Source organism: Bianquea renquensis (genome assembly GCF_014384895.1).
Classification (GTDB): domain Bacteria; phylum Bacillota; class Clostridia; order Lachnospirales; family Bianqueaceae; genus Bianquea; species Bianquea renquensis.
On sequence record NZ_JACRSQ010000034.1, the window covers coordinates 21541 to 33110 of the forward strand.

At 48.3% G+C, this 11570-nt stretch carries 10 protein-coding genes; 4 read left to right on the forward strand and 6 right to left on the reverse strand.

Annotated elements, in window-relative coordinates; translation table 11 throughout:
* Positions 1 to 2: 2 nt before the first annotated feature.
* The 6 genes from H8730_RS15080 to nagA form a co-directional block, all read right to left on the reverse strand.
* Positions 3 to 1763: an ABC transporter ATP-binding protein gene (locus tag H8730_RS15080; RefSeq protein ID WP_177713940.1), complete on the reverse strand. Its 1761-nt coding sequence runs from the start codon at positions 1761 to 1763 to the stop codon at positions 3 to 5.
* Positions 1760 to 3514 carry an ABC transporter ATP-binding protein gene (locus H8730_RS15085; protein WP_177713939.1) on the reverse strand — a complete coding sequence of 585 codons (1755 nt, stop codon included), beginning with the start codon at positions 3512 to 3514 and terminating at the stop codon, positions 1760 to 1762. The genes H8730_RS15080 and H8730_RS15085 overlap by 4 nt, the downstream gene beginning before the upstream one ends.
* A gap of 64 nt (positions 3515 to 3578) precedes the next feature.
* Positions 3579 to 4196, reverse strand: a complete 618-nt coding sequence (locus H8730_RS15090; RefSeq protein WP_177713938.1) for a TetR/AcrR family transcriptional regulator — start codon at positions 4194 to 4196, stop codon at positions 3579 to 3581.
* Positions 4197 to 5196: 1000 nt separating this feature from the next.
* Positions 5197 to 5442: a TIGR03905 family TSCPD domain-containing protein gene (locus H8730_RS15100; RefSeq protein WP_177713937.1), complete on the reverse strand. Its 246-nt coding sequence runs from the start codon at positions 5440 to 5442 to the stop codon at positions 5197 to 5199.
* Positions 5443 to 5502: 60 nt separating this feature from the next.
* Positions 5503 to 6537, reverse strand: coding sequence for a LacI family DNA-binding transcriptional regulator (locus H8730_RS15105; RefSeq protein WP_177713936.1), 1035 nt, complete (start codon positions 6535 to 6537; stop codon positions 5503 to 5505).
* Between the two features lie 4 nt (positions 6538 to 6541).
* Positions 6542 to 7720, reverse strand: coding sequence for an N-acetylglucosamine-6-phosphate deacetylase (gene nagA, locus H8730_RS15110; RefSeq protein ID WP_177713935.1), 1179 nt, complete (start codon positions 7718 to 7720; stop codon positions 6542 to 6544).
* Positions 7721 to 8034: 314 nt separating this feature from the next.
* Between nagA and H8730_RS15115 the strand changes: the two genes are divergently transcribed.
* The 4 genes from H8730_RS15115 to H8730_RS15130 form a co-directional block, all read left to right on the forward strand.
* Positions 8035 to 9405: an MATE family efflux transporter gene (locus H8730_RS15115; protein ID WP_177713934.1), complete on the forward strand. Its 1371-nt coding sequence runs from the start codon at positions 8035 to 8037 to the stop codon at positions 9403 to 9405.
* Positions 9398 to 10243 (forward strand): MerR family transcriptional regulator, encoded by an 846-nt coding sequence (locus H8730_RS15120; RefSeq protein WP_177713933.1) that lies wholly within the window; start codon positions 9398 to 9400, stop codon positions 10241 to 10243. The genes H8730_RS15115 and H8730_RS15120 overlap by 8 nt, the downstream gene beginning before the upstream one ends.
* Before the next feature lie 337 nt (positions 10244 to 10580).
* Positions 10581 to 10736, forward strand: coding sequence for a hypothetical protein (locus H8730_RS15125; RefSeq protein ID WP_249290098.1), 156 nt, complete (start codon positions 10581 to 10583; stop codon positions 10734 to 10736).
* Between the two features lie 151 nt (positions 10737 to 10887).
* On the forward strand, positions 10888 to 11570 hold a 683-nt coding region (locus H8730_RS15130; protein WP_249290100.1), incomplete at its 3' end, for a recombinase family protein.

Below are 11570 nucleotides of genomic sequence, written 5' to 3' on the forward strand. Positions count from 1 at the left end.
CTTTAATCAGCAATATTCGTACCAAGTTTCCAGCCAATAGCCTGTTCCTTTATATTTACAAAGCGGCGGTAAATGCCCTGTTGTTGTATGAGCTCCTGGTGCGTGCCGCGCTGGACGATACGCCCTTTATCCAGAACGAGAATCTGATCGGCACCTCGTATTGTGGACAACCGATGAGCAATCATAAGGATGGTCTTATCTTTCGTCAATTCAGCGATTGCAAGCTGAAGCTCTCTCTCGTTCTCAGGGTCTACGCTTGCCGTGGCTTCATCCAAAATAACGATGGGAGCGTCCTTCAAGATGGCGCGGGCGATGGAAATACGCTGCCGTTCTCCGCCAGAAAGGGAAGCGCCGCCCTCGCCTACAAGTGTTTTATAGCCATCCGGAAACGCTGTGATGAAATCGTGGCAGCAGGCTTTCTTTGCCGCTTCCACTACCATCTCGTGCGTAGCGTCCGGGCATCCAAATTTGATATTATTTTCAATCGTATCTTCAAAAAGATAAACATTTTGGAAGACAATCGAAAAATTACGCAGCAGACTGTCACAGGTATATTCTTTTACATCGTGGCCGCCGACACGGATGCTTCCCTCTTGAACATCCCAGAAACGGGCTACAAGGCTGGCCAGTGTCGTTTTTCCGGAGCCGGAAGGCCCTATAATGGCACAGGTTGTCCGTTCTGGAATTTGCATACTTACATCCTGTATCACATTTTCCTGCCCATAAGCAAACGAAACATGGTTAAGCTCAATATCAAAATGCTCTGGCGTAATATCCGAACCTCGTTCATCCATCACTGGCGCATCCATAACCTTGTCCAGTCTGTCCAGAGAGGCGTCGATCACACGGGCAATAGAGGTCATACTGCCAACCATCTCCACGCTGGAATAGATCATAAAACTGGATACAAGCAGAAGCAGACAGTTTACGGGCGTAATTTCCCCTCTCGATAACAGGTAGGGAACAACAACCAGAATGGCTGCCCTTATTAGTTTGAAAACCGTCTGATAAATCCCTGTCAGAGAGGAAAATGTACTTTCCAGATGTATGTTGGCGCTGGCGCTTTCCTCGATTGCAGTATGAACAGCTTTTCCAGAAGTTTCGCCCAATCCAAAGGCCTTTACAACCCCCATGCCCTGTATGTATTCCAGTATCCCGGTCACAAGACTGGCCTGGGCCGCCTGCCGCCTCGGAGATAACCTGTTGCCTGCTTTCTGGATTCCATCATATACCAGGAGGGAAATTACCAGCCCGGCAAGTGACAAAAGCCCAATATGCCATTCATAAAACAACAGCCAGATTATAATGACTATGGCATGAATAAAACCACCAGCCACTTTTTCCAGAACGGTAACTGCATTATTTTCGATATCTCCCAGGGTAGTAGTCACAGCGGCAGCAATTTCACCAAGCCGGTTTTCACTGAAATATCCCATAGGAACATGCTTCATGTGTTCGCCTATTTCCAGTCTTTTGTCTGCACACATGGCAAAGCTCCCTAAAGTCCTCCGGGTGCAGGACAAATTGTTAAAAAAGATGCGTCCGGCAATGCTCACCACCATAATGAGAAACGAACCCCAGATTGCCGAAACCGGCATAACACCGCCGCCTGCTGAGGTAAGCAGCCCTGACAGGACAGTAAGGATTGCCATAACGGGTAACATTTCAAAAACAGAATCTAATAAACTGAAGATAAAAGCCGCAATGAGTGTACGGCGTTCCTTCCCCGAAAAATCCAGTAATCGTTTTATAAGTCGGATCATGCGTATGCCTCCTCTCCTGTATCCTTTGCGCTGATATGCGCTTCCCATAGTTCACGGTAAAGCTCGCTGCTTTGCAATAGTTCCCTGTGTGTACCCTGTGCTTCAATCTGTCCCTGATTCATTACCAGGATTTTTTCGGCTTCTATAATTGTAGAAAGTCGGTGAGCAATCACGATCAAGGTCTTTCCCTGTACCAGTTTATTGATAGAGGCCTGAATGACTGCCTCATTTTCCGGATCAGTAAAAGCGGTTGCTTCATCCAGAACGACTACTGGGCTATTCTTCAAAATTGCTCTTGCAATCGCAATACGCTGCCGTTCTCCGCCAGATAAACTGCCGCCACCGTCCCCGACCAGGGTATCATAACCATGTGGCAAAGCAGAAATAAAATCATGACAGCTTGCCTGCTTTGCCGCGGCAATGACCTCTTCATCTGTTGCGCCAGATTTCCCCAGGCGGATATTTTCCTTTATCGTCATATGGAATAGAAAATTATCCTGCGATACATAAGCTACAGTATCCATGACCTGGGAAAGCGGGAGATTCCGTACATCAATACCGCCGATTTTGACTGCGCCGCTGTCCGCCTCCCAAAAAGAAGCAATCAAACGGGCAACCGTGGATTTTCCTGATCCGGAAGGTCCAACAATCGCTGTAATTCCTCCGGGCACTGCGTCAAAACTGACCTTATGCAGCACTTCTGTATCTCCGTAGCCAAAGCAGACATTCTGAAAAGAAATGTGATGATTTTCAAGCTGTACAGGCTGAATCGGACGGTTCAGTTCCACCGCTTCCAAAAGCCTGGTGATTTCCTTGACAGTGGAATCTACCATAGCCAGACTATCCGTATATTGCAGGGCCTGGATCAATGGTTTTACCAGTCCCAACGCCAAGATGATACAGGTAATAAGGACGGAAGCCGTAATACTTCCCCGCAAATACAAATAGGCCCCTAACGGCAATACGCCCAGCAGACAGGAAGGCATAATGGAAATACCCGCCACATAAAAGCTGTTGGTCTGTCGGAACCAGGTTGCCTTTGCAGATTCATTTTCTTTCACTGCGGCCGCATACTTTCCGTAAGAAGCGGCGCTCTGATTAAATGCCTTGATTACTTCGATTCCGTTTATGTATTCTACGATAGCCGCGTCCATATTCTTCTCTGCTGTCAATACCCGGCTGTACCGTTTTTCATAATCTGTCATCATTCCCATATAGCACATGAGGCCAACCGGAATTGTCACAAGAGAAATCAAGGCAATGCGCCAGTCTAAAACAAAAAGATAGACCAGCATTAGAACCGGGATTAGGATGTTTGCTGTCAATTCCGGGATCATATGTGCCAGAGGAAGCTCCAACTTTTCCACCGTATCTACCAGCAGCGTTTTGAATTTCCCGGAAGGTGTGTCCAAAATATAACCCATCGGTACACGGGAAAGCTTTCCGGTTAGTTCAGTACGAATATTTTTTAGGATTGTAAAAGCTGACCCATGGCTAAGTATAGTAGAGATTGTTTCAAACCAGGTATTTCCTAAATAACCCACCAGAGCAATTGCTGCCCAAAAAGCAATGGGGGTAAGCTTGTAGTCCTGTCTGCAAATCTGAATCACAATTTGCGACACAGACAGGTAAGGTATGACGCCACAGATAGAACCAAGCACTGCCAGCAGAACAGAAGCGATCATCTTCCTCCTGCATTGCGCTGCAAATCGCAAAATCCAGCTAAATGTGTTATTTTTTGTTTGTTCCATGTACAACTCCTTTCGTTATTTACGCTCGTTAGTATAAGCTAACTCATGGACAAAATATTAAGGCTCATTTGAACCTTAATATCCCATTCCAACCGTAGTTGAAAAAAGCGGCGATTTCATTTACATATTCAATTGCCCGGTTTCTGTCCATATCATGGGCCACCGTTTCAAAAACCGCAGTAAAATAGGCACTGGTAATCATGTGGTGCAAATCGTGGCTTACAGTCCCTTCCAGCTTTCCGAGTTGACGAAGTTTCTCATAATAATCCTCTGTCTGGGTGACTTCAAGTTCCACCAACTCATGAATATAGTTGGCGTATCTGGTTCCTTCAGAAAAGCAAATTACCAATTTGAAAGCGTCAAAATTGTCATATATATAATTAATAAAGTAATTTAGGTAATTTGTAGACAATTCGGTGCTTTCTGATGTCTTCTCCGCTGGAATCAAATCATAATGTGCTTCCTGCGCCGCTTTAAACTGGTTCACAAGAGTGTCCGCAGCTTCTGCCACAAGTGCGTCAAAAAGGGCAGCCTTATCAGGATAATACCGAAACACTGCGCCTGTTGTTAAGCCTGCTGTTTTTGCAATATTGCGAACAGATGCTTTGTTGTATCCCTTTTCAAGAAACTCCGCTTTTGCCAATTCCAGCAACTGCTGCTTTGTCGCTTCACCCTTTAGCAAATATTCACCCCCTCAGTCAAAAAATAGCACTGCTATTTTTATTATACACAAGAAAGCTGAGTTGTCAAGATAGCACTGCTATTTTTCCTGCTTTTGCTGGAATAGTAGCCAAAAGTCCTTCTCAAAATTGTAGTATTAGTAGAGGAAGAAATAGAAGGTAGGGTTTCGATAGCAAGCACAGCAAGCGAGTACCCGCTTGCGATTTTTCGGATTTTCAGGTCCCTTGCCCGAAAATGAAAATGCTTGTTGGGATAATCCCAAACCCTTATGCGAAATGGAAATGGCGTATGCTATGCCCAACTAAATCCTCGCTGCTTTACCGCCAGACCAAAAATCGTGTCATGGAAATGTGGAAAACTGCCGCTTGTGCCGATGGAAAACCTATTCACAGTCTATGGAAAAGGACAAGCCCTTTCCCACAAGTCTGCAAACAGGTTTCCCACAGCACCACCAGGGTTGGCAGTTTACGCACATTCCCACAACGTCTGCTGCTGCAAATATCCATCCTATCCATTCAGGAGAAAGAGGCAGAGTACAGTCTATGCCCTGATTTTACAGCCCATTTTCAACCCTAATTGATACAGTTTTGATGCGGCAGCATAGATAAAGGGTGTCACGTTTCGTCCCCCCCTTGCCACATCGGAACAGTATAGGAGCAATTCCAGATCCTTCCATCGGCAAGTCGTATAGCAGCGCAAGCCAGATGATGGAGGATTTGTTGAATGACCCATAATATTAAATCGACTAATCAGTTTAAAAAAGACTTAAAAATCATTCATAAGCGCGGGTATAACCTCAATTTGCTTACAGACGGTGATTTGATTTTATATCTCACAAGAACTGGAACTCATAGTGATTTGTTCTGAAAAAAACTGAATAACGACACGAAAAACACCTCCAAAGTTACAGATTTTTATATGTTATCTGTCTACTTTGGAGGTATCATATCACCCTCTGGCAGGGTGATTTTGCTTGGGCGTGGATGGGACCTGGAACGAAACTATTGCTTGGCGGCCTGTTCCAGGGCTCTTGCCAGCTGGTCGGGACATGATGTCCCTTTGCCGCCGCATCGGACGCCCTTTAGGCGCGAGATCGCGTCATCCACGTCCATTCCCTCCACCAGGAGGGATATGCCCTGGGTATTTCCATTGCATCCTCCATGGAAGGTCACATGGGTGATTTTATGGTCAACAATATCAAAATCAATCTGGCTAGAACAGACACCGCTGGTTTTATAGCGATACATACAAACACCTCCTACAGGAATTATAGCAGATTCGTGGAAAAAAGAAAAGGAAAAGATGCGCTAGAGAGTGCGAACCGAGTCCCGCTCCACCAGCGTCGGCTCCAGTGTGATGGAGGAGTGGGGCTTTTTCGGCTCCTCGATGCTCTCCACCAGCATACGGGTGGAGAGGCTTCCCATGTCGTAGGTGCATTGATCGATGGTGGTCAGGCGGGGAGAGGAGATTTCAGAGTAGGGAATATTGTCAAAACCGATGAGGGAGACATCCTGGGGAACGGATAGGCCGGCGGACTGGAAAGTCCGAATGGCACCCAGGGCCGTCATATCATTGACGCAGACATAACCTGTAGGCCGGTCTTCCATGTCGATAAAGTATGTAGCGGCGGCGCGACCGTTCTCAAATTCATAGATCTGTGTATCGTCCCGTTCTGTCTCTGATAGGCAGATATCCCGGGGAATCTCTGGAATATGATGATCCGCCAGAGCTTGGCGGTATCCTTCTACCATGCGGATACGGCTGGATCGATCCAGAGGAGCGCCGATAAAACCGATACGGCGGTGATGATGCTCTATGAGACAGCGGGTCGCCATGTACGCGCCCTTATAGAAATTAAAGCCAACTTTCACGCAGTCGATGTTCAAATCCTGTTCCATCAGGATCACTTGGCAACCATGCTCCATGGCGCGGCGGATCGGTTCTGTCTGCTTGCCGATGCTGACTAACAAAATGCCGCACACTTGCTTAGCCATTAGGGTGTTGATATTTTTTTCTTCAATCTCAGGCTTGCGATACGAGTTGCAGAGAATGGTATTATAGCCCCGGGCGATTGCTTCGTCGTATACGCCCTGCAACAGGAGGGAATAGTAGGAGTTGGATATATTGGGAATGATGATCCCCAGATCCCGCGATTTCTGAGCCTTTAAGCTTTTGCCGAGGAGATTGGGCGTATAGTGAAGCTGCCTCGCAGTCTGTAGAACTAATTGCCGTGTCCGCTCGCTGACAGGATAGCCGGAATTGCTGACCACCCTGGATACAGTGGCAGGGGAGACGCCGCAGGCCCGGGCAATGTCGTAGATGGTTGCGTTTTTGTCCGACATTCCCTTACGCCTCAGCGCCTAGCTCAGAATACAGGATTTGTCCCAGCCCCATGGTAAGCTTAATGGAGATGAAGCCGTCAAAGAGGACAAGATCGGCGTCATAACCGGGCGCCAACCTGCCCTTGCGCCGGTCTTCCCCGATAACCCGGGCAGGCGTCGTGGAGGCCATGGTAATGGCGTCCTGGAGGGATACGCCCACCTCAACCATCGTCCGGACGAGGCGATCCCCCGAGGCTGTGCTGCCGGCAAAGGCCTGCCGGTCCAGGAGCTTCATCACCTGGTCTTCATAGATTGTCTCGACTCCGTTGGCCTGGCGATATACGGTTCCCTCCTGGATCTGGGAGGCGGAATACTCTAAGCCGTCGCTGATCAGGGAAATTTTATCCGGGCCTTTGCACTTCACAATCAGACGGAGTAAGGCGGTGGGGAGATGGCGGCCATCTGCGATAATCTGAACGGTCAGTTCATCCTGCAAAAGTCCGGCCTCCACAACGCCAGGAACCCGGTAGCCATTTTTTCGGATAACGGATGAGCAGCTGGAGTAGATATGCGTGACGTCGGTATAGCCGTGCTCGATGGCCTTGACAACGGTATCATAGTCCGCATCGGAATGGGCGATGGAAGGGACAATCCCTGCCTCACGCAGAGTATCCGCCAGCGCCAGCCCGCCTACAGCCTCCGGTGCAGCGCCCATCATGCGGATGCCGTCCCAGGTGTCTAACAGGGCTCGTACATTCTCTTGGGTGGCTGGCAGAATGCTGTCTTCATTTTGCGCGCCTTTCTGGGAGGGGGAGAGGAAAGGGCCTTCCAGGTGGATGCCCAGTATACCAGGATATTCTTCCTTCGCCTGGCGGACAGCTTCTATCGCCCGCTGCAAGTGGGAAATGGGGGAAGCCAACGTAGTGGGCAATATGGATGTGACACCGTGCTGTGCGTGGGCTTGACACATACGGATAATCTCTTGACTGTTGCAGTCCATGACGCCGTATCCGCCGCCGCCGTGAACATGGAGATCCACAAAGCCCGGCGCCGCATAAAGTCCCTGGGCATCAATAACAGTTGCGCCGTCGGGAATCTCCACATGATCCTCGATGGCTTCGATCTGGCGGTCCTGAATAACGATGACGCCGCTGCGCCTGCAAAGAGGCGTCAGCAGGGTTGCATTTTTAATGAAGGTCAGCACTATGACCACTCCTTCTCTATCAAGATATGGACTTCTATTATCATAACAATATTTAACCCAATTGTCAATGTGGCTGGCGCTACCACAGACATTCGCATCCGATTGGATCCATTTGAAAGCGCAGGCAGACGCCCTATCCGGAGAAGCCCGTGCGGAAAATTCTGACCGAAACCAGAAGAATGACAACCTTGCATAAAGCATGATTCCTCCGAAAATTCACATGACAAATTTAGATTTTTCCTGAAACCTCTTGACTCTACAATCGTTGTAGAGTTTATAATGATAGGGTTGACAAATCAAGGAGGTTCCCTTTTATGGAGAAAAATTTGACCAGCGGCAGCGTATTTAAGAATATTCTTATTTTCTCGCTGCCCTATTTACTTTCGTATCTGCTGCAAACCCTGTACGGCATGGCAGACCTTTACATTATCGGACAGTTCGGCAGTGTTGCCGATTCTTCCGCTGTTTCCATCGGCTCTCAGGTCATGCATATGCTGACGGTGATGATCGTTGGTCTTGCCATGGGTGCAACAGTTTTTATTGGACAGTCTATTGGTGCAGATGACAAAAAGAACGCTGCTAAAGGTATTGGTAACACCGTGACCATCTTTATGGCGGTTTCTGTGGTGCTGACCGTTATTTTGGTTGCATTGGTAAAACCTGTAACGATAATTATGTCCACACCTACGGATGCGGTTTCTGGGACGATTGATTACCTGACCATCTGTTTTGTCGGTATTCCGTTCATTACGGCATACAATGTGATCAGTGCCATTTTCCGTGGCATGGGCGACTCCAAAAGTCCTATGTATTTTATCGCCATTGCCTGTGTAGCTAACATTGGGCTGGACTATCTGTTCATGGGGATGTGCCAGTTAGGATCTGCGGGTGCAGCTCTCGGTACAACACTTTCTCAGGCAATCAGCGTGATAGTATCTCTTGTCGTGATTTTGAAACGGAAAACTGGCATTTCTTTGGCGAAAGCCGACTTCAAGCCCTATCGCCCTGTCATGAATAACATTCTAAAAATCGGTATTCCAGTTGCCTTACAGGACGGACTGATTCAGATTGCCTTTATCGTCATTACCATCATTGCCAACAACCGAGGACTCAGCGACTCCACCGCAGTTGGTATCGTAGAAAAGGTAATGAGTTTCCTGTTCCTTGTTCCGTCCTCTATGCTCTCCACCGTTTCCGCTTTGGGCGCACAGAATATCGGTGCGAACAAGCCCAAGCGTGCAGTAGATACGCTACGCTATGCTGCTTTCCTTGCCGCCGGGTTTGGCTGTGTCGTTGCGGTAGTCATTCAATTTTGGGCAGAGCCGGTGGTATCCCTGTTTACCGACGCAACCACCGCAGAGGGCGCAGAGGTTGTTCGCTTGGGTGGTCAATATCTCCGGGGCTATGTATGGGATTGCATTTTTGCTGGTGTGCATTTCTGTTTCAGCGGATATTTCTGTGCCGTGGGAAAATCCGGCATTTCTTTCCTGCACAACATTATCGCCATTGTCCTTATGCGTATTCCCGGCGTTTACTTGACTTCTATGCTGTTCCCCACAACGCTGCTCCCGATGGGATTAGCTACCGCATCCGGCTCCATCATCTCTGTGGTAATTTGTGCCATTGCATTTACGATGCTGATGAAGAAAAGCAAACAAAATAGAATTGAGGTTCAGCATGGATAAACAAAATCTATTTTCCATCGGGGATGTTGCAAAGCTCTTTCATTTGAGTGTAAGCAGTCTGCGGCATTATGAAGATGTGGGGTTAATTACCCCGGAATACACCGACCCCGACAGCGGCTACCGCTATTACGGAGCAAGGCAATTTGAGGTGCTGAACAGTATTCGCTATCTTCGTGCCTTGGATATGCCTTTAACGGAAATTGCCGACTTCCTCGGCAACCGAGATGTGGAGCGTATGGAGGAAAAACTGCTCCTGCAAAAACAGGCGGTCATTGCTAAGCAGGAGGAATTGAAACGCATTGAGCGGAAAATCGACAATCGCCTGAAAATGATTGCCGATGCCAAAAATTCTGTGTTTGATACGGTACAACTGACCCACAAAAACAAATGCCGTATGGTTTGGGTAGGCGACTCGCTGAAAATCCGTGGCTTTCTGGACATGGAGGCACCTATACGGCGCTTGGAGCAGGAACAGGCGGAGGCGGTGGTTTTTCTTGGCAAGGTAGGCGTCGGCATTGCCCCAGAAAATCTGGAAAGAGGTGTCTTTGACAGCTATGACGGTATCTTTCTGATTTTGGACGAGGAAGATCATTTTGAGGGTGAAACCACAGAGATTCCGGAAACCCTCTGCGTATCCATCCGCTTTCACGGTAGCCACTCAGAAGCCCAGGCACAGTATCAAAAACTGCTTGCCTATATCACGGAAAATAAACTGAAAATCGGAGGTTTTTCCCGGGAGATCACCATGATCGATTATGGTCTTACCAATGATCTCAGCAAATTTGTCACAGAGATCAGTATTCCGGTGGAGTGTATCAACCAAATAATTCTATCGTAATTTTCACTTCGTTTTTTCAAAACATAAGGGCATGGGACTATCCCAAAATATAAAACTGCGCGTTCCGGCTATAAGTCCGGGACGCGCAGTTTTCCGGTGTGGGACCCCACCGGATTTGCTTGCTATTCTCTCGTATTCGTACTCCCGGCCTTACCGCGCCTCCCTCCGAATACCGTTTCCTCATTTCAGCCGCTGATGGGAAGTGATTCCACAGGAATTGCTTCCCATCAGCGGTTTCCGCAACTCCGCAGAGTTGCGCAGCCCTCAAAAAGTTTTTACTCCCACCCCCTGTTTTTCCCCGAGAAAATGTCCGTTGTAAAGTGAAGGAGGGATTCTGATGGCAGAAGAAAGGAATAGGCTGGATAACGGTTATCTGGCAACCTGTCCAAGCAGGAAGAAGTTGCGTCTGCCTGACCAACTGGACTTATATATGGAGGACGGGGTTGTCTACCATGTCCGTAGCTTTTTTTGTGGAGAAAAAGCAGATGGGTGAGGTGTTGGACGCGCTCTCCATGGAAAAATTCAATCGGGAGGCATAAATCCCGGCAGATTGCCCAGTGGAATCTTCGGCGGTGCAATGGCATAATAAAATTATGATTTCTGATTGCCATACGCACTGCATTTCGGGAGGTTAAAGAAAGAATATGCAGGAAAATTATATGGTCGGCATCTATGCAAGATTGAGCCGCGACGATGAGCGGGTCGGGGAATCCGTGTCCATTGAAAACCAAAAGGAAATGCTTTCCCGGTATGTGCGGGAGCAGGGCTGGACGCTGTACGACTATTACTGTGACGATGGTGTGAACGGGACAACCTTTGACCGTCCGGGGCTGAACCGGCTGGTGCAGGACGCGACAGACAGGAAAATTAATCTGGTACTCTGCAAGGATCTCAGCAGACTTGGCCGCGATTACATCGAGGCTGGCAAATACACAGACTTCGTGTTCCCATCCCGTGGCTGCCGCAAGAACACAGAGGATAAGCACATCCTTGAAATTGACCCGGTAACTGCTCCGGTGGTACGGCGCATCTTTGACCTGCGTTTGCAGGGTTACGGTTTTCGCAAAATTGCCTTGCAGTTAAACGCAGAAAAAGTCCCGTCCCCCAGAAGTTTTTACTATATGGCTGAGGGGCGGGAAAACCTGCGGGGTGAAACGCCCTACTGGAACGATGTGACGGTGAAAACCATTCTCCGCAACGAGGTCTACCTCGGCCATATGGTGCAGAACAAGACCGGTACTGTGTCCTACAAAAACCACAAGCAAATCAGCAAACCGGAGAGCGAGTGGATCAGGGTGGAACACACCCACGAACCGCTGATCTCGCA

Bases quoted from the DNA above. Each gene is read 5' to 3' on its own strand.
- H8730_RS15080 (WP_177713940.1), bottom strand. From the start codon at position 1,763: ATGATCCGACTTATAAAACGATTACTGGATTTTTCGGGGAAGGAACGC.
- H8730_RS15085 (WP_177713939.1), bottom strand. From the start codon at position 3,514: ATGGAACAAACAAAAAATAACACATTTAGCTGGATTTTGCGATTTGCA.
- H8730_RS15100 (WP_177713937.1), bottom strand. From the start codon at position 5,442: ATGTATCGCTATAAAACCAGCGGTGTCTGTTCTAGCCAGATTGATTTT.
- H8730_RS15105 (WP_177713936.1), bottom strand. From the start codon at position 6,537: ATGTCGGACAAAAACGCAACCATCTACGACATTGCCCGGGCCTGCGGC.
- H8730_RS15115 (WP_177713934.1), top strand. From the start codon at position 8,035: ATGGAGAAAAATTTGACCAGCGGCAGCGTATTTAAGAATATTCTTATT.
- H8730_RS15120 (WP_177713933.1), top strand. From the start codon at position 9,398: ATGGATAAACAAAATCTATTTTCCATCGGGGATGTTGCAAAGCTCTTT.
- H8730_RS15125 (WP_249290098.1), top strand. From the start codon at position 10,581: ATGGCAGAAGAAAGGAATAGGCTGGATAACGGTTATCTGGCAACCTGT.